The sequence below is a fragment of the Pseudomonas sp. GW822-FHT03F04 genome (assembly GCF_058801405.1).
The window spans coordinates 205595-223338 of sequence record NZ_JBXANF010000006.1 but is presented as its reverse complement, the minus strand read 5'-3'; the positions used below and the strand labels follow the sequence as shown (position 1 = coordinate 223338).

The 17744-nt window shown below is 60.8% G+C and carries 17 protein-coding genes; 11 read left to right on the top strand and 6 right to left on the bottom strand.

Annotated features, from left to right (window positions below; translation table 11 throughout):
- The first annotated feature begins 20 nt into the window (after positions 1–20).
- Positions 21–398, top strand: coding sequence for a histone-like nucleoid-structuring protein MvaT (gene mvaT / locus AC1RMX_RS16015; protein ID WP_007933316.1), 378 nt, complete (start codon positions 21–23; stop codon positions 396–398).
- Positions 399–500: 102 nt separating this feature from the next.
- Here the strand turns inward: mvaT and sbcB are convergent, their stop codons facing one another.
- Positions 501–1931: an exodeoxyribonuclease I gene (gene sbcB / locus AC1RMX_RS16010; protein WP_192558847.1), complete on the bottom strand. Its 1431-nt coding sequence runs from the start codon at positions 1929–1931 to the stop codon at positions 501–503.
- A 180-nt stretch (positions 1932–2111) separates the two neighbouring features.
- On the opposite strand from sbcB, the gene AC1RMX_RS16005 reads away from it, so the two are divergent.
- From AC1RMX_RS16005 to AC1RMX_RS15970, 8 genes are all read left to right on the top strand, one after another.
- A complete protein-coding gene (locus tag AC1RMX_RS16005; RefSeq protein ID WP_096818333.1) occupies positions 2112–2837 on the top strand; it encodes an RDD family protein in 726 nt (241 codons plus the stop codon).
- Positions 2834–3811: a stage II sporulation protein M gene (locus AC1RMX_RS16000; protein ID WP_102621264.1), complete on the top strand. Its 978-nt coding sequence runs from the start codon at positions 2834–2836 to the stop codon at positions 3809–3811. The genes AC1RMX_RS16005 and AC1RMX_RS16000 overlap by 4 nt, the downstream gene beginning before the upstream one ends.
- On the top strand, positions 3798–5342 hold the full coding sequence (locus AC1RMX_RS15995; protein WP_493072523.1) for a DUF4129 domain-containing protein: 1545 nt from the start codon (positions 3798–3800) through the stop codon (positions 5340–5342). The genes AC1RMX_RS16000 and AC1RMX_RS15995 overlap by 14 nt, the downstream gene beginning before the upstream one ends.
- Positions 5339–6502, top strand: a complete 1164-nt coding sequence (locus AC1RMX_RS15990; RefSeq protein ID WP_493072522.1) for a DUF4350 domain-containing protein — start codon at positions 5339–5341, stop codon at positions 6500–6502. Before AC1RMX_RS15995 ends, AC1RMX_RS15990 begins: the two co-directional genes overlap by 4 nt.
- Positions 6499–7500, top strand: coding sequence for an AAA family ATPase (locus AC1RMX_RS15985; RefSeq protein ID WP_096818339.1), 1002 nt, complete (start codon positions 6499–6501; stop codon positions 7498–7500). The genes AC1RMX_RS15990 and AC1RMX_RS15985 overlap by 4 nt, the downstream gene beginning before the upstream one ends.
- Positions 7497–8828, top strand: coding sequence for a DUF58 domain-containing protein (locus AC1RMX_RS15980; RefSeq protein WP_192558851.1), 1332 nt, complete (start codon positions 7497–7499; stop codon positions 8826–8828). Before AC1RMX_RS15985 ends, AC1RMX_RS15980 begins: the two co-directional genes overlap by 4 nt.
- 225 nt (positions 8829–9053) lie before the next feature.
- On the top strand, positions 9054–9269 hold the full coding sequence (locus tag AC1RMX_RS15975; RefSeq protein ID WP_102621260.1) for a hypothetical protein: 216 nt from the start codon (positions 9054–9056) through the stop codon (positions 9267–9269).
- A gap of 543 nt (positions 9270–9812) precedes the next feature.
- Entirely contained in the window at positions 9813–10217 is a 405-nt protein-coding gene (locus AC1RMX_RS15970) for a DUF6124 family protein (protein ID WP_102621259.1), read from the top strand.
- A gap of 46 nt (positions 10218–10263) precedes the next feature.
- Here the strand turns inward: AC1RMX_RS15970 and AC1RMX_RS15965 are convergent, their stop codons facing one another.
- Complete coding sequence (locus AC1RMX_RS15965; protein WP_096818351.1) at positions 10264–10623, bottom strand: PilZ domain-containing protein; 360 nt, start codon at positions 10621–10623, stop codon at positions 10264–10266.
- Positions 10624–10839: 216 nt separating this feature from the next.
- Positions 10840–11226, bottom strand: coding sequence for a tetratricopeptide repeat protein (locus AC1RMX_RS15960; RefSeq protein ID WP_007951249.1), 387 nt, complete (start codon positions 11224–11226; stop codon positions 10840–10842).
- A gap of 172 nt (positions 11227–11398) precedes the next feature.
- Between AC1RMX_RS15960 and pyk the strand changes: the two genes are divergently transcribed.
- Positions 11399–12850: a pyruvate kinase gene (pyk, locus tag AC1RMX_RS15955; protein WP_096818355.1), complete on the top strand. Its 1452-nt coding sequence runs from the start codon at positions 11399–11401 to the stop codon at positions 12848–12850.
- 66 nt (positions 12851–12916) lie between these two features.
- Here pyk and AC1RMX_RS15950 read toward each other — a convergent pair whose 3' ends face one another.
- The 3 genes from AC1RMX_RS15950 to AC1RMX_RS15940 are packed head-to-tail and all read right to left on the bottom strand — an operon-like array spanning position 12917 to position 15730.
- Complete coding sequence (locus tag AC1RMX_RS15950; protein WP_102622784.1) at positions 12917–13666, bottom strand: enoyl-CoA hydratase-related protein; 750 nt, start codon at positions 13664–13666, stop codon at positions 12917–12919.
- Between the two features lie 29 nt (positions 13667–13695).
- A complete protein-coding gene (locus AC1RMX_RS15945) occupies positions 13696–14631 on the bottom strand; it encodes an iron-sulfur-binding ferredoxin reductase (RefSeq protein ID WP_192558853.1) in 936 nt (311 codons plus the stop codon).
- Positions 14624–15730 carry a GGDEF domain-containing protein gene (locus AC1RMX_RS15940; protein WP_096818361.1) on the bottom strand — a complete coding sequence of 369 codons (1107 nt, stop codon included), beginning with the start codon at positions 15728–15730 and terminating at the stop codon, positions 14624–14626. Before AC1RMX_RS15940 ends, AC1RMX_RS15945 begins: the two co-directional genes overlap by 8 nt.
- A 441-nt stretch (positions 15731–16171) precedes the next feature.
- On the opposite strand from AC1RMX_RS15940, the gene AC1RMX_RS15935 reads away from it, so the two are divergent.
- On the top strand, positions 16172–17695 hold the full coding sequence (locus tag AC1RMX_RS15935; RefSeq protein ID WP_003205127.1) for a fumarate hydratase: 1524 nt from the start codon (positions 16172–16174) through the stop codon (positions 17693–17695).
- Positions 17696–17744 lie beyond the last annotated feature (49 nt).

Sequence of the window (17744 nt, the reverse complement as noted above, 5' to 3'; positions counted from 1 at the left end):
CTCCCAATAAGGTAGTAATCATGTCCTTGATCAACGAATATCGTGCCACCGAAGAAGCAATCAAAGAGCTGCAAGCCCGTTTGAAGAACCTGTCGCAAGACGACAAACTGCAAACCGAGCTGGAATTCGAAGGCAAACTGCGCACCCTGATGGGCGAATACTCCAAATCCCTGCGTGACATCATCGCGCTGTTGGATCCAGAGTCCAAAACCAAGGCCCCACGTGGCGGCGCAGTAAAAACTACCGGCACCAAGCGTGCTCGCAAAGTTAAACAATACAAAAACCCGCACAACGGTGAAGTCATCGAAACCAAAGGTGGCAACCACAAGACTCTGAAAGAGTGGAAAGCCAAGTGGGGCGGTGACGTGGTTGAAGGCTGGGCTACCCTGCTGGGCTAAGCCGCAACCCTTGTCGCAGACCCGTCTGCGACACCAAAAGAAACGCCAGCATCCGCTGGCGTTTTTTTATGCCCGTCGTTCAAGCGACGGGCATGTTCGATTTCAAAGATTCAAACGTTTGCGCAATGCCTGGACATAATTCTGCCATTCAACCAGCACCTCGCGCTGTAATGGCGTGGCACTAAGCAGCCATTGCTCTGCGGCCTCTGTAAAAGATTGCAAGGTATTAGGAGCCCCCCATTCAGGCTCGGACAAGCGCTGCCGACAAAAGATTTGCCAGCGTTCTTGCTCTTCGAAATTCAACGTATCCGGAAAGTTACGCGCTCGATATCGAAACAACAATTCAGGCAAACGTTCGTCATCGAACGGCCATTGCTCTCGCGCTAATTGAGCAGGATCTGCCGTCCTCACTTGCTCACATAGTCGCCGGTCACGATCACCGATAAATCCGTCGTACAACTGTTGTTCGGGATCTTCACTCGGGGTGAAATCTTCGCTGGCATAAATCGCCGCGACTTTATCTTTCCAAACTTGTTGTGCGTCACTTAGTCGCAATGCACGCGTCTGATACAGCGCCATGTCCAGACCCAGACGCTGCTGATCTTCAGCTCTCAGCACCGACAACGGCGCCACCACCGGGCACTTGTTGATGTGAATAAGCTTGAGCGGCACCGGCAACTCGCCTTCGGCCAGATCATCACGACGGGTATACAGACGCTGACGCAATGTCTGCGCATCCAGGTCGAGCAGGCCCTGCGGGTCCAGGTGCAGATCACAGACGATCAACGCGTTCTTGTTGCGCGGATGCCAGGCCAATGGCAGCACCACACCGACATAACTGCGCGCCGCCGAGAAGCGTCCGGAAATGTGCACCATCGGCTGCAACAGGCGAATCTGGTCCATGACTTTCTGCTTGCTGCGCAACTGGAACAGCCAGTCATACAGTTTCGGCTGTTTCTCGCGGATCAACCGGGCCAGGGCGATGGTGGCGCGCACGTCCGACAACGCCTCGTGGGCATTGCCGTGATCGATGTTGTTGGCGGCGGTCAGGCGCTCGAGCTTGAGCGTGACCTTGCCTTCATCATCGGTCGGCCAGACCAGACCATCCGGACGCAACGCATAAGCAGCGCGCACCACATCGATCAGATCCCAGCGACTGTTGCCGCCCTGCCATTCACGGGCATACGGATCGAAAAAGTTGCGATACAGGCTGTAGCGGGTCATCTCGTCGTCGAAGCGCAAGGTGTTGTACCCCGCACCGCAAGTGCCGGGAGCCGCTAGCTGGGCGTGAACCCGGGTCATGAAATCAGCTTCGCTCAAGCCGTGCTCGGCGAGACGGCTCGGGGTGATACCGGTGATTGCGCACGCCGCCGGGTGCGGCAGGATGTCTTCGCTGGGCTGGCAGTAAAGATTGACCGGCGCGTCGATTTCGTTGAGTTCGTGGTCGGTGCGGATCCCGGCCACCTGCAACGGACGGTCACATCGGGGATTGATGCCGGTGGTTTCGTAGTCGTACCAGAAGATGGAAGTCACGGGTGGTTCCTGAACTGAAGATCGGCAAAGTCTAGGCGTTCGACGGCGGTCGCGGCCAGCGCGGCATCATTCAGGCACATTTGGTTGAACGATGTGTATGACATAGTTATGTCGTTTTCCCCCGAGAGACTGCTAGCATCGGACTCACTTGCATCCCGATCCGGCAACATCAGGTAGCCCATGCTCGAGACCACAGCACCGCCAAGGAAAGCAACGCTGGCTCCGCCACTGGACACGCGGCACCAGGTCGAAACGCCGGAAGGCATCGACCTGCCGCTGCGTCCCGCCGGCCTGATGGTGCGTGCCGTGGCGTTCACCATCGATCTGGGTTTGCGCGGGTTGATCATGGGGCTGCTGTTCATGCTGCTGGCGTTGCTCGGCAAACTCGGTATCGGCCTGGGGTCACTGCTGCTGTTCGCGGTGAGCTGGTGGTACATGGTGTTGTTCGAAGTGCTGCGTCAGGGCCGTTCGCCGGGCAAGCAATGGATGGGCCTGCGGGTGGTGCACGACGATGGCACGCCAGTGGGCTGGTCGGCCTCCTTGTTGCGCAACCTGCTGCGTTTTGTCGACCTGATGCCATTCGGCTATTTCCTCGGCGCCATCAGTTGCCTGCAACACCCGACCTTCAAACGCCTCGGCGACATTGCCGCCGGCACGCTGGTGATCTACAGCGAACGCCCGCTCAAGCGTCCGCAGTTGCCTGATGCTGAGCCCCGTCGCTCACCGATCCCGCTGACCCTGACTGAACAACGCGCCCTGCTCGCTTTCGCCGAGCGTCAGGGCGAACTGTCGACGGCGCGGGTCAATGAACTCGCGGCGTTGCTCGCTCAGCCACTGCACATCAGTGCGCCGAAAGCCGTCAGGGAACTCAACGGCATCGCCCGCGGCCTGCTGGGGCCGACATGAAGCAAAGCCTTTTCGAAACCCGCCACAAGGCCGAATGGGAGCGTTTCACGCTCGCCCTCGAACGTCTGGAACGAGGCAAGGACACTTCGCAGGTGGCCGAATTTCCCAAGGCCTATCGCCGACTCTGCCAACATCTGGCGCTAGCGCAGGAACGTGGCTACAGCAGTTTTCTCGTCGATTCGTTGCAGCAGCTCGTGCTGCGCGGTCATCAACAACTTTACCGTCACCGCAGCCAGCTCGGCGCCAACCTGCTGGGCTTCATCCTGGCCGGATTTCCACGGTTGGTACGCGCCGAATGGCGATTCGTCCTCGCCGCCGGGTTGCTGTTCTTCGGCAGCCTGACCGGTTTCGGTTTGCTGGTGTACCTGTTCCCGGAGCTGGTCTACAACCTGATCCCCGCCGATCAAGTGCGCGAGATGCAGAGCATGTACGACCCCGCCGCCGGCCACCTCGGGCGCTCGGCCGAACGTGCGGCCAGCGAAGACTGGGTGATGTTCGGCTACTACATCATGCACAACATCGGCATCGCCTTTCAGACCTTCGCCAGCGGTTTGCTGCTGGGAGTAGGCAGTGCGTTTTTCCTGTTCTACAACGGTTTGATCATCGGCACCGTGGCCGGGCACCTGAGTGAAATCGGCTTCGGCCAGACTTTCTGGTCCTTCGTGATCGGGCACGGAGCGTTCGAACTCACGGCTATTGCATTGGCCGGGGCGGCGGGACTGAAACTGGGGTGGGCGTTGATCGCGCCGGGACGCCTGACACGCGGCGAGGCCTTGAGACACGCGGCGCGCCAGAGCGTATTGCTGATCTGCGGCGTGATGCTGTTCCTGTTGATCGCCGCGTTTATCGAGGCTTATTGGTCGTCACGCACCGGGGTCACGCCGCAGACCAAATACCTGGTCGGTGCCGGGCTCTGGCTCTGCGTGGCGACCTATCTGCTGTTCGCCGGAAGGACCCGCCATGCGCCTGAGTGACGCCACCGTGGTGATCCGCCCGCGTACCACCTGGGAAGCCATGGACCTGGGCGTGCTCATGAGCCAGCAACATCGGCGCTTGCTGATGACCAGTTGGGCCATCGTCACCCTGCCGCTGTTCGTGGTGCTCAGCCTGCTTCTGTGGGATTCGCCGTCGCTCGCGGTGTTCATCTTCTGGTGGCTGAAACCGGCGTACGAGCGCCTGCCGCTGTACATCCTGTCCAAAGCCTTGTTCGGCGAAACGCCCACGCTGAAACAGGCATTACGCCAGTGGCCAGAACTGCTTAAACCGCAGTTGCTGGCGAGCCTGACCTGGCGACGCCTGAGCTTCAGTCGCAGTTTCCTGATGCCGGTGGTGCAACTTGAAGGCCTGGGCGGCATTGCACGCCAACAGCGTTTGCGGGTGCTGCTGCAACGCAATGCCGGCGCGGCCCAGTGGTTGACGATCATTGGCGTGCATCTGGAAACGGCGCTGTGGATCGGCCTGATGGTGTTGTTCTACCTGCTTCTGCCACAACAGGTCGAAACCGATTGGGACTGGCAAAGCCTGATCTTCGCGGCCGACCACCAATGGCGCTGGCTCGAGCACCTGACCAATGCCTTCTATGCACTGATACTGGTGATCTGGGAACCGATCTACGTCGCCTGCGGTTTCAGCCTCTACCTGAACCGGCGCACCGCGCTCGAAGCCTGGGACATCGAACTGGTGTTCCGCCGCCTGCGTCAGCGCCTGAACAGCAGTGCACTCGGTTTGCTGCTGGTGGTGTGTCTTTTGCTGCCGGAAGTGCCTTCGGCATGGGCAGCCGACCCCGCCACCGCTCCGGATGCGCCCCGACTCCTGAATCAGCCACTGACCAGTCAGGCATCCCGCGACAGCATCAAGGCCTTGCTTGAACAACCACCCTTCAAGAACAAGGAAACCGTCACCCGTTATCGCTTTGGCGAAGACCCCGCCACCACCGAGAAACCCAAGGACGGCAAGGCGCCGCAATGGCTGAAAACCTTGCTGGGCTGGCTCAACGGCCAGCACCTGAACGGGCTGGCCAAGGCGATTGAAGTGCTGCTGTGGGCCGTGGTGATCGGAGCGCTCGGCTGGCTGATCTGGCGCTACCGCGAATTTCTGCAAACGTTCGTCAGCCGTCGTCCGCGACTGCCCGAGCGAATAAAACGCCCCGTGCCACAGCAAGCCTTCGGCCTCGACCTGAACCGGGAAACCCTGCCCGACGACATCGCCGCCAGCGCCGAGCAACTCTGGCAAACCCAACCCCGTGCGGCGCTCGGCCTGCTGTATCGGGCGTTGCTCAGTCATCTGCTGCACGATTTCAACCTGACCCTGAAACCGGCCGACACCGAAAGCGAAGTGCTGGCGCGGATCGAACATTTGCAGCGTCCGGACCTGCTCGCTTACAGCCGCAGTCTGACCGGCCACTGGCAGAACATGGCCTACGGACACCGCGTACCGGCGGCGCATCTGCAACGGGAGTTGTGTGATGGCTGGCGGTCCCTATTCAGCCATGGAGTTGCCCGTTGAACCGGCGCGCACTCTGGCTGGTCGGCGCGCTGATCGTCGCCCTGTTGGGCGCATTGGGCGTTTATCTGTACCTCAAGGCCACGCCTTACCAGGCCGTGGTCGATCACGGCCCTTCCCCCGCCGCACAAGCCAATCCTTATCTGGCGGCGGAGATGTTTCTACACGGTCGCGGGATAGCCGTCAGTCATGCCGAGAGTCTCGCCGTGTTACCCGAGATCGACCCTCGCCGCCACACGCTGTTGCTGTTCAACGACCGCTCGAACATGACCCCGCGTCAGGTCGACCAAGTCTTGAACTGGGCCCGGGCCGGCGGACGGCTGGTGTTCGTCGCCGAATCGATCTGGGATGAAAAGACCGGCCAGAGCAACGACCTGCTGCTCGACCGCGTGCAACTGCATCAGTCCCTGAGCAAGGATCTGAAAGATCCGCCGCCGGATGCCGACGACGATCCCTACCCCAACCTGACCAAGCTCTATCTGGAAGACGAAGACGCTCCCGCCTACGCCGGGTTCGACACCGCGTTCCACCTCGACGATCCGAAAAACCTTGCGCAAGCCTGGGCCAACAGCGCCCGCGCCACGCACATGATGCAACTGCCCTACGGCGTCGGCACGATCACCGTGGTCACCGATGCCGATCTGTGGAAAACCCCGGCGATTGCGCAGCACGACAATGCCTGGCTGCTCTGGTACCTGAGCGCCGACACCGCCGTGACCTTGCTGTATAACACCGAACATGACGGTCTGCTGACCCTGCTCTGGCGCTATTTCCCACAAGCCATCGTTGCCCTGCTGGCGTTGATCGGTCTGTGGTTGTGGCATGTCGGCGTGCGTCACGGACCGGTGCAGGCTTCTGCCCCGAGCGGTCGTCGTCAGTTGATGGAACACCTGCGCGCCAGTGCCGATTTCATCCTGCGTCACAACGGTCAACAGACCTTGCTGCAAGCCTTGCAGCAGGACGTCCTGCGCCGCGCCCGCCATCGTCACCCCGGTTTCGACCAATTGAACGTCGCCGAACAATGGCTGGCCCTGTCACGCCTGACCCGCCAGCCGACCCGTGCCATCAGCCAGGCCCTGAGCCCGGCACCGAAGCGGCGCCTGTCCAGCGCCGAATTCTGCCGTCAGGTCGCCCACCTGCAAGCCTTGAGGAACTCGCTATGACCGAACACATCGAACCCGGCTCGCCCAGCCACGCGGCCCAGCAACGTCACCGCGCCAGTCAGTTGGCCCAAGCGGTACGAGGTGAATTGCAGAAGGCGCTGATCGGCCAGAACCCGGTGATCGACGATGTACTGACCGCGCTGATCGCCGGCGGCCACGTGTTGCTCGAAGGCGTTCCCGGCCTTGGCAAAACCCTGCTGGTACGCGCCCTGGCCAAATGCTTCGGCGGCGAGTTCGCGCGCATCCAGTTCACCCCGGACCTGATGCCCAGCGACGTCACTGGCCACGCGGTCTACGACCTGCAAACCGAACAGTTCAAACTGCGCAAAGGCCCGTTGTTCACCAACCTGCTGCTGGCGGACGAGATCAACCGCGCCCCGGCCAAAACGCAGGCCGCCCTGCTCGAAGCGATGCAGGAACGTCAGGTCACCCTCGAAGGCCGGGCCCTGCCGATTGCCCAACCGTTCATGGTGCTCGCCACGCAGAACCCGATCGAACAGGAAGGCACTTACCCGTTGCCCGAGGCCGAGCTTGATCGCTTCATGCTCAAGGTACGCATGGATTACCCCGACGCCGATCAGGAGCTGGACATGGTGCGTCAGGTCACCCGCTCGACCCGCGCCGACATGCTCGACGTGCAGCCGCTACGCACCGTGTTGCAGGCCAAGGACGTGCAAGCCCTGCAACGCATCGCCAGCGATTTGCCGCTGGACGATCAGGTGCTCGATTACGCCGTACGATTGGCGCGCAGCACCCGCACCTGGCCGGGGCTGAGCCTCGGTGCCGGCCCCCGCGCTTCCATCGCACTGGTACGCTGCGCCCGCGCCCGAGCCTTGTTGCGCGGTGGCGAGTTCGTGATTCCCGACGACATCAAGGGCTGCGCACTGGCGGTGTTGCGCCACCGCGTGCGCCTCGCACCGGAGCTGGACATCGAAGGGCTGCAAGTCGATCAAGTCCTTCAGCAACTGCTCGATCAAGTACCGGCGCCGCGCCTGTGAAACCCTCGCGCCTGCTGTTGATCTGGCTGGCGATCCTGCTGGCCATCGGCATTGTGCTGGGCGCGTTGCAGGCGCTGAACGTCGAGGTGCCTTCGAGCCTGCTGTCGATCAACTGGGGATTGTTGCTGGCGTTGTTTGCACTAAGTCTGCTGGATGCCCTGCGCCTGAAGCGCATACCCTCGCCCCGCGTGCAACGACAGATGCCCGGCAGCCTGGCACTCGGTCGCTGGAGCGAAGTGCGGCTGGAGATCGAACACGATTTCGACCAGCCACTGGCCATTCAAATTTTCGACCACGTACCCGACGGCTTGAGCTTTGAACACCTGCCGCTCAACACCGAGCTACAACCCGGCCAACGCAACCTGATCGGCTATCGCCTGCGCCCGCTCAAGCGCGGCCACTTCACCTTTGAAACCTGCGAACTCAACCTGCCGAGCCCCTTCGGCCTGTGGTCCGGCAAACGCCTGCTGAACCTCACCGACCACACCCGCGTCTACCCCGACTTCGCCCGCCTCTACGGCGGCCAGTTGCTGGCGGTCGACAACTGGCTCAGCCAACTCGGCGTACGCCAGCGTCAACGCCGTGGCCAAGGGATGGAATTTCATCAATTGCGGGAGTTTCGCGAAGGCGACAGCCTGCGCCAGATCGACTGGAAAGCCACCGCCCGCCACCGCACACCGATTGCCCGGGAGTACGAAGACGAGCGGGATCAGCAGATCATTTTCATGCTCGATTGCGGGCGGCAGATGCGCAGTCAGGATGGGGAGCTGTCGCATTTCGATCATGCGTTGAATGCGTGTTTGCTGTTGAGTTATGTGGCGTTGCGCCAGGGGGATGCGGTGGGGTTGTCTACCTTCGCCAGTGATCAGCCTCGGTTCATTACACCGATCAAAGGTACGGGGCAGCTCAAGGTGTTGCTCAACAGTGTTTACGATCTGGATAGCACGCGACGTTCTGCGGATTATCCGGCAGCGGTGAATCAGTTGCTGACCAGACAGAAGCGCCGGGCTTTGGTGGTATTAGTGACCAATGTGCGGGATGAGGCTGATGAGGAGTTGCTGAATGCCGTCAGACGCCTGAGTCAGCAGCATCGGGTACTTGTGGCCAACCTCCGCGAGAGCACGCTTGAAAATGCACGGCATTCGCGGGTGCAAACAATAGAGCAGGCCCATGAGTACTGCGCAACAGTGGACTATCTGAATGCCCGAGCGATACTCCATGAACGGTTGAGTGCTCAAGGAGTGCAAGTGATGGATATCCCCCCCAGCGAATTGAGCACGGACGTAATATCACGATATCTAAGCTGGAAGAAATCTGGAGCGCTCTGACCCCTCTCAATCTCACACTCGAGGGGATCAAATAAAATCACAATAATCAAGAGAACCTCAACGAAGTAAAAAACCTTAAGGCGCAGGCATTGATAAAACGGTGCTGCTCATCCAAGGAGTATCAAAACCTCCTCACGATCCAACTAATTTGAGTAGACATCTCTAGTCAACTCACATTTGCAAACACCGCTGCTATCCTTGGAGCTTCTCTAACGGAGTCTCAGAATGCCTGCTAAATACTCTCTATCGGACGTGCTGGAAAGGATGTATCAGAACCAACTCGGCCTGGAAGCCGCCCTGATGGAGTTGGTACTCCAGGTCGAAGCTCAGGGAATGGTGGAAACCGGAAAAAACGTCCGTGAAGCACTTTTTACAATTGGAGAAAACGCCGGTTTCATCAAACAAGGCTTGGCCAAGCTGAAAGGAGAACACCACGGCTAAATTCCGGCTTTTCAGACATATGTCCCAGAGATGTTCGATGTCTTTCGCCTATAAGTCGTGCCTTCCAAAACGAATCGTTGATTGGAAAGACTCTTACAACTTGGTTCTCAAAATCTCCTCGCTGACCACGGCTACTGTAGTCCTGTCCTGCCCGTAAAGTTTCTCTAGCTTAGGATTGAAACCGTTGCCCTTTCAGCACTTGAGGACGATTGCAAGGCGGGGGAATTGAGGCTACAGCAACTGACGCTTTTACCTACACATATGAGCGAATCCGCTGGCTTGTGCACCTTGACGTTGACCCGTAACTTGATCCCCGTCGCTACCAATCAGCGGCCGGGTTTAGTCGCCCGAGGTAAGATAGGTTTGCAAACGCGTCATCCAGTCGGGTATTCCCTATCCCTGCACTAGATGGTGGCTGTGAGCAGGGTGCCCCCGGGCACGCCGGAAAAAAGCCTTACTTCCCCGGTCGACTAACCTGCTTACAGCTGCCACCCCTCGTTTAGTCGCGAAGCGGTAACAGCCCAACTTATTAGGAAGTTAGGTATGTTCAAAGCAACACCAAATCCTCCGTCGGATATCGATCCAACGGACACGACTGATCAAACTGACCCGGTCTCCCCCTACGCTTCAATCGACTCAAAAAAACTCCACGACGCCGCCCACCGGGCCCTCGATTTCTACCTCAATCCCTCTCCCGAGAAACCGCGCAACTCCGTGGATCGCGGCATGCAGATGTTCAAGGTCGATCCCGACATTAACCCCGAAGCCATCGCCATCCAGACCTACGAAACCTTTTCGTCAGTCAGCATCCTGCTGCTCGACCTGGCGGACAGCCTGGACGACAAGCCGCGGCATCTAGCGATGGCGATCTATCAACTGAGCGAGTTAGGGTTGTTGCTGGTGGAGAAGACGCTGGATAACGAGCGGGCGATTGCGATAACCGCGTAAGAAAAAAGGGCCACAACCTGCGGCAGGTTGTGGCCCTTTTTTGTTTTCAGGCCGAAGCCGGCAACGGCTGAAAACTGAAGTACTGCTTCAACGCCTCGACCAGTTGCCCATATTCGGGCGGTGTCCGGTACAGGCTGAAGCCGGCGTCGTAGTGTTGGGGGGTCGCGTCTTCGTGGCACCACAGGCAGCAGGCCGTCAGGTCGATCACCTGCTGGCAGCCCTCGCCCAGGGGGATCTTCAGGCGCAGTTTGAATTCGGCACCGATCATCATCGGCAACTGGCTGATCAGCATCAAACCGTCTTCAGAGACGTTGCCCAGAAAGCCGATGGGTTTGTCGGTGACGCTGTTGAACACTCGCAGAAAATACGGCAACTGGTGCCGTTCGATTCGACGGTCGGTAAACATGAGCGTATCGCCATGCATGGCCCGGTAAACGGGCCGCACTGTGCTTCGGAACGAACCTGCCCTACAGGTCCGCTCTCCCCGCTTCCGGTGTGGCGCTTGCCACGTCTATCTCATGCCAGTCGCAGGTGTTGCGCCGGTACAGAGTTCATCTGCACCGGTGTCTGAGGACTATAGCTCACCTTGTACAGCCAGCCAGCTTTTGTATGACAACCGCCATCAAAAGCGAGTTGGACGCACCACGGCTGCTGCGCTACGGGTCGGGTAATGACCCAGGCTCTGCAGGGTTTCCAGACGCGCGCGGGCGCGATAGGCGTATTCGCTGTTGGGGTACGAGGCAATGATGAACTGATAGGTCTGCGCCGCATCGACAAACATTTTCTGCCGTTCCAGGCACTGGCCGCGCATCATCGACACTTCCGGCCACACGTAAGGACGGGCACGGCTGGCGCGTTCGACCTTGGACAGTTCGAGCATCACCTGCTCGCAGTTGCCCCGGTCGTAGGCGCTGTAGGCGTTGTTCAAATGATGGTTCATCGACCAACGGGTGCAGCCCGTGACGGCGAGGACGCTGAGGGCAAGGGCGGCAATGGGCACGAATCGCATGGGGTATTCTCCTGTCTTGTGATCATTATCGACCTCTGGCGAGAAATCTTCAGAGCCCTTTGCTCCGATTGTCGCGTTCAATAAAGAAAACAATAAGTAGTGCAAACGAACAATGACTACACCCAAAGAGCGTAGTAGCCTCTGCGAGCGCTTGAACCTGAGGAGTCTTTGCATGTCCGTCCGTCGTACCAAAATCGTCGCTACCCTTGGCCCGGCCAGTAACTCGCCGGAAGTTCTCGAACAGCTGATTCTGGCTGGCCTGGACGTCGCCCGTCTGAACTTCTCCCACGGCACCCCCGACGAGCACAAGGCTCGCGCGAAGCTGGTGCGTGACCTCGCTGCCAAGCACGGCCGCTTCGTCGCCCTGCTGGGTGACCTGCAAGGCCCGAAAATCCGTATCGCCAAATTCGCCAACAAGCGCATCGAGCTGAAGATCGGTGACAAGTTCACCTTCTCCACCAGCCATCCGCTGACCGAAGGCAACCAGCAGGTGGTCGGTATCGACTACCCGGACCTGGTCAAGGACTGCGGCGTGGGCGACGAGCTGCTGCTCGACGACGGCCGCGTGGTGATGCGCGTTGATACCGCGACCGCCACCGAACTGAACTGCACCGTGACCATCGGCGGTCCGCTGTCCGACCACAAAGGCATCAACCGTCGCGGTGGCGGCCTGACCGCTCCGGCCCTGACCGAGAAAGACAAGGCCGACATCAAGCTCGCCGCTGAAATGGAAGTCGACTACCTCGCCGTGTCCTTCCCGCGTGACGCCGCCGACATGAACTACGCCCGTCAACTGCGCGACGAAGCCGGCGGCACCGCTTGGCTGGTGGCGAAGATCGAACGCGCCGAAGCCGTGGCCGACGACGAAACCCTCGACGGTCTGATCAAGGCTTCCGACGCCGTGATGGTTGCCCGTGGTGACCTGGGTGTGGAAATCGGCGACGCCGAGCTGGTGGGCATCCAGAAGAAAATCATTCTGCACGCACGCCGCCACAACAAGGCTGTGATCGTGGCGACCCAGATGATGGAGTCGATGATCCAGAACCCGATGCCGACCCGCGCCGAAGTGTCCGACGTGGCCAACGCCGTGCTCGACTACACCGACGCCGTGATGCTGTCCGCCGAATCCGCTGCCGGCGCTTATCCGCTGGAAGCCGTGCAGGCGATGGCGCGCATCTGCGTCGGCGCTGAAAAGCACCCGACCAGCAAGACTTCCAGCCACCGCATCGGCAAGGAATTCGAGCGCTGCGACGAGAGCATTGCGCTGGCGACCATGTACACCGCCAACCACTTCCCGGGCGTGAAAGCGATCATCGCGCTGACCGAAAGCGGCTACACCCCGCTGATCATGTCGCGTATCCGTTCGTCGGTGCCGATCTACTGCTTCACCCCGCACCGCGAAGCCCAGGCCCGCGCGGCGATGTTCCGTGGCGTGTACACCGTTCCGTTCGACCCGGCTTCGCTGGCACCGAACGAAGTCAGCCAGAAAGCCATCGACGAGCTGGTCAAGCGCGGCGTTGTGCAGAAGGGTGACTGGGTCATCCTGACCAAGGGCGACAGCTACCACACCACCGGCGGCACCAACGGCATGAAGATCCTGCACGTGGGCGACCCACAGGTCTGAGTGACCGGTTGCTGAAAACGAAAAGCCCCGCCATGTGAATGGCGGGGCTTTTTCATTTCAGGACTTTCAATGCCGCTTGATAAACCCGGTCAACGCCGCCAACGCCTCCGGCGACCTCAGCCGCTGGGTAAACAGCGCGCCCTCCTCCTCGATCACCTTGCGAATCAATTCGCGATCCGGCGCCCGCATCAACTGTTTACTGATCCGCACCGCCTCGGCCGGCAACTCGTCAAACCGCAGTGCCATCTCCCGCGCCTTGGCCAGTGCTGCTTCGCCGCTGCCCAGTGCCTCGGTGGCAATCCCCCAGGCCGCCGCTTGTTCACCGGTAAAACCTTCACCCAGCAACAACAGCTCCGACGCTTTGGCCTGCCCGAGCAAACGCGGCAGGATCAGGCTGGAACCGAACTCTGGGCACAACCCGAGATTGACGAACGGCATGCGCAACCGCGCATCTCGCGCCACGTACACCAGATCGCAATGCAACAGCAGCGTCGTGCCAATTCCCACCGCCGCCCCGGCCACGGCGGCGATCACCGGTTTGCGGCATTCGAGGAGTTCGAGCATGAAGTGAAACACCGGGCTGTCGAGGTCGCTCGGCGGTTGCTGGATAAAGTCGGCGATGTCGTTGCCGGCGGTGAAGCACTCGGCGCTGCCGGTGATCAGCACCGCGTTGATCTCGGGGTCTTGATTGGCCTGCTTGAGCGCCTCGGCCAACTGGCTGTACATGGCGCGGGTCAGGGCGTTTTTCTTGTCGGGGCGGTTGAGGCGCAGGGTCAGCAAACCGCGTTCGCGGTGCAGCAGGATGGCTTCGGGCATGGCAGGTCTCGCGTCTGAAGGATCAGCGCTCAACCACGGCTCAGGAAGACATCGGCCAGCAGTTGATTGCGCGGCAGTCCGGCCAGGAACAGACGCTTGGCAAACGCGTCAACGCTGGCAGTCGAGCCGCAGACTAAGGCCAGCGTTTGTCGGGAGACAAGGCGCAGTTGCGCCAAAGCGGCCGGCAACTCGGCCGCCGTCCACAATTCGACGCTGAGGTTTTCCCGCTGCGCGGCCAGTGCTTCAAGGGGTTTGGCCAGGTAATGCCCGTCGGCATCATGGGCCAGATGAATGACGCGAATGGCGCCCCGATGATCCTGACGCAAGGCTTCGCGCAACACACCGAACAAGGGGCCTAGCCCGGTGCCCGCCGCCAGTAGCCACAGCGGCCGCTCGTGCCAGTCCGGGTCGTAATGCAACGCACCGCCGCGCAGTTCACCGAGGCGAATCGGGTCGCCGATCTGCAAGCGGCGCGCGGCATCGCTGAATTCACCGGGCTGGCGGCAATCGAGGTGAAATTCAAGAAAACGGTCTTCTTCCGGCAGGCTCGCCAGTGAATACGGCCGCGCAACGTGGCCGGCCCACAGCACCAGATGCTGGCCGGCGCTGTAGCGCAACGGTCGCTGGGGTGTCAGGCGCAACCTCAGCACGCTGTCGCCGAGCCAGTCCAGCGCTTCGACCGAGGCCGGGCGACCATCGGTGACGGGATCGAAGGTGTGCACCTGCAAGTCCTCGATCACCTGACACTGACAGGCCAGGCGCCAGCCCTGATCACGCTGTTCAGCGCTCAAGGCATCGGGGCGACTGTCAGCAGGCAGACCTTGCACGCATTGCACCAGACACGCATGGCAACTGCCGGCGCGGCAGCTATAAGGCACCGCCACACCGTTCTGATTGAGAGCATCGAGCAGGTTGCTGCCCGCCGCCACCGACCACTGTCGTTCACCGACCCGCAGTTCAGGCATCGACGTTCTCCCACGCGGCTGCGCAACGGTTGCGCCCGTCGCGTTTGGCCCGGTACAGCGCCTGATCGGCGCGCTGCAAGGCGTCGTCCAGATCATCGCCCAGTTCCAGCAGGGTCATGCCGGCAGACAGGCTAAGGTTTTTCACATTCAGGCCCACCAGTTCAACGTCGGTGAAGGCGATGCGCAGCCGTTCGCAACAGGCGGTCAGCCGCTCGGCGTTGCAATCGGGCAGCAGCACCACGAATTCTTCACCCCCATAACGGGCCAGCACATCACCGTCACGCAGACAGGCACCGGCCACTCCGGCGAAGGCTTGCAGCACCTGATCGCCGGCCGCATGACCGTGTATATCATTGATGCGTTTGAAATGGTCGAGGTCGATCAGCGCCAGACCGTGCACCACGTCGGCTTCCATCGCGTTCAATTCGCGGGTGGCCAGGCGCAGGAAATGCCGGCGGTTGAACAGCCCGGTCAGTTCGTCGGTGGCCACCAGGTCTTCGAGCTGGCGCATCATCCCGCGCAGGGTGTCCTGATGCGCCTGCAAGGCAAACCGGCGCTGGCGCATGCGTTGCCGTGAGGTCTGGACGAAGCGTGCATAAATCACCAGCCATGCCAGCACGATCAACAGAATGCACGCCTGCAACGCGGAGAGCGCCGGATCGTGCAGGCGGAAGTGGTAACCGTCCCACAGCGTGATGGCGCAGAAACTGAAGAACACCAGCATCGCGCAGCGCACAAAGGCCCGGCGCGACAAATGGAACAGGCCGAACAGCAGGATCAGCACATAGAAGACCAGGAACTCGCCCCGCGCTTCTTCCAGATGCGCGATCAGCCACGTCTGCCAGCCGAGGCCGAGCAGCACTTGCGCTTCGGTCAGGCTCGGGTCGGAGAACCGCAGGTTGGCACCTGAGAAAAACACCGCGAACAGAGTCGCCTGGCTGATGACCACCAGGGCGCTGCCGACAGCGACGCCTGTCAGCGAATCTTCGTAGTGTCCGGTGAAATACGCCAGCCACAGCAGCAGCAAGGCCAATCCATAGGTGGCTGCAGCGAGGGCGAAGCGTTTGAGCAAAAGACGTTGAATGGCGTTATGGGTCAATCGTTGACTCACCGTGCGATAAGAGGCTGACCGAGTGTCCTACTCTACAGACCGGCTGCCACTTTAGTGGCGTAGTCGATAAATGACCATTGATTTTCGGGCCGGATAATTGGCGTCAAAAAAGCCCTTGGGCCCGCCCCTCCCGGCTTCCCGGAGCGCCCGCCAATAGCGCCGGCCGCGCGTGATTTTTTGTCGGCCTTCGCCGTCCGCAAACAGCGAACCGGACGTAGCGCTTGCAGACCACATCGACCGGCTCCTGCCATGCGACCAACGAATGACTACCGGCGCGTGTCACCACCAGGGAGGCGCGGTATACTGCCGCGCCTTTTTAGCGTCGCGCCAGCAGCCCCGGCGTGCCTTGAAAGGTGTCTGCGACCGACCGATGCACCCAAGCCGCAGGCACCTTATTGAATGTTCCCGTCTTTTAGAGGAGCGCGACTCATGACCGTGATCAAGCAAGACGACCTGATTCAGAGCGTTGCCGACGCCCTGCAATTCATTTCCTACTACCACCCCGTGGACTTCATCCAGGCGATGCACGAAGCCTACCTGCGCGAAGAATCGCCAGCGGCCCGTGACTCGATGGCGCAGATCCTGATCAACTCGCGCATGTGCGCCACCGGCCACCGGCCGATCTGCCAGGACACCGGTATCGTGACCGTGTTCGTGCGTGTGGGCATGGACGTGCGTTGGGATGGCGCGACCATGAGCCTGGACGACATGATCAACGAAGGCGTGCGCCGCGCCTACAACCTGCCGGAAAACGTCCTGCGTGCCTCGATCCTCGCCGACCCGGCGGGCGCTCGTAAAAACACCAAGGACAACACCCCGGCGGTCATCCACTACTCCATCGTCCCGGGCAACACCGTGGAAGTGGACGTGGCGGCCAAGGGCGGCGGTTCCGAGAACAAGTCGAAAATGGCCATGCTCAACCCGTCCGACTCGATCGTCGACTGGGTGCTGAAGACCGTTCCGACCATGGGCGCCGGCTGGTGCCCACCGGGCATGCTGGGCATCGGCATCGGCGGCACCGCCGAGAAAGCCGCTGTGATGGCCAAGGAAGTGTTGATGGAATCCATCGACATTCACGAGCTCAAGGCCCGTGGCCCGCAGAACCGCATCGAAGAAATGCGTCTGGAGCTGTTCGAGAAGGTCAACCAGCTGGGCATCGGCGCCCAGGGCCTCGGTGGTCTGACCACCGTGCTCGACGTGAAGATCATGGATTACCCGACCCACGCCGCCTCGCTGCCGGTGTGCATGATCCCGAACTGCGCTGCCACCCGTCACGCCCACTTCGTGCTCGACGGTTCCGGCCCGGCTTCGCTGGAAGCGCCACCGCTGGACGCCTACCCGGAAATCGTCTGGGAAGCAGGTCCGTCGGCCCGTCGTGTCAACCTCGACACCCTGACCCCGGAAGACGTGCAGAGCTGGAAGCCGGGCGAAACCGTCCTGCTCAACGGCAAGATGCTCACCGGTCGCGACGCCGCGCACAAGCGCATGGTCGAGATGCTGAACAAGGGCGAAACCCTGCCGGTGGACCTCAAAGGTCGCTTCATCTACTACGTCGGCCCGGTTGATCCGGTCGGTGACGAAGTGGTTGGCCCGGCTGGCCCGACCACCGCCACGCGGATGGACAAGTTCACCCGTCAGATCCTCGAGCAGACCGGCCTGTTGGGCATGATCGGCAAATCCGAGCGCGGCCCGACTGCGATCGAAGCGATCAAGGACAACAAGGCTGTGTACCTGATGGCCGTCGGCGGCGCCGCTTATCTGGTGGCGCAAGCGATCAAGAAGTCCAAGGTACTGGCGTTCGCCGAGCTGGGCATGGAAGCGATCTACGAGTTCGAGGTCAAGGACATGCCGGTCACCGTTGCGGTGGACAGCAAAGGTGAATCGGTCCACATCACCGGTCCTGCGATCTGGCAACAGAAGATCAGCGAGAGCCTTGCGGTGGAAGTGCAGTAAGCTATTTGCCTTATAAAAACGGCCGGCTCATCCAAGTGGATAGCCGGCC

Bases quoted from the DNA above. Each gene is read 5' to 3' on its own strand.
- AC1RMX_RS15970 (WP_102621259.1), top strand. From the start codon at position 9,813: ATGTTCAAAGCAACACCAAATCCTCCGTCGGATATCGATCCAACGGAC.
- AC1RMX_RS15935 (WP_003205127.1), top strand. From the start codon at position 16,172: ATGACCGTGATCAAGCAAGACGACCTGATTCAGAGCGTTGCCGACGCC.
- AC1RMX_RS15945 (WP_192558853.1), bottom strand. From the start codon at position 14,631: ATGCCTGAACTGCGGGTCGGTGAACGACAGTGGTCGGTGGCGGCGGGC.
- AC1RMX_RS15965 (WP_096818351.1), bottom strand. From the start codon at position 10,623: ATGTTTACCGACCGTCGAATCGAACGGCACCAGTTGCCGTATTTTCTG.
- AC1RMX_RS15975 (WP_102621260.1), top strand. From the start codon at position 9,054: ATGCCTGCTAAATACTCTCTATCGGACGTGCTGGAAAGGATGTATCAG.
- AC1RMX_RS16000 (WP_102621264.1), top strand. From the start codon at position 2,834: ATGAAGCAAAGCCTTTTCGAAACCCGCCACAAGGCCGAATGGGAGCGT.
- AC1RMX_RS15985 (WP_096818339.1), top strand. From the start codon at position 6,499: ATGACCGAACACATCGAACCCGGCTCGCCCAGCCACGCGGCCCAGCAA.
- AC1RMX_RS15995 (WP_493072523.1), top strand. From the start codon at position 3,798: ATGCGCCTGAGTGACGCCACCGTGGTGATCCGCCCGCGTACCACCTGG.
- AC1RMX_RS15960 (WP_007951249.1), bottom strand. From the start codon at position 11,226: ATGCGATTCGTGCCCATTGCCGCCCTTGCCCTCAGCGTCCTCGCCGTC.
- pyk (WP_096818355.1), top strand. From the start codon at position 11,399: ATGTCCGTCCGTCGTACCAAAATCGTCGCTACCCTTGGCCCGGCCAGT.
- AC1RMX_RS16005 (WP_096818333.1), top strand. From the start codon at position 2,112: ATGCTCGAGACCACAGCACCGCCAAGGAAAGCAACGCTGGCTCCGCCA.
- AC1RMX_RS15950 (WP_102622784.1), bottom strand. From the start codon at position 13,666: ATGCCCGAAGCCATCCTGCTGCACCGCGAACGCGGTTTGCTGACCCTG.
- mvaT (WP_007933316.1), top strand. From the start codon at position 21: ATGTCCTTGATCAACGAATATCGTGCCACCGAAGAAGCAATCAAAGAG.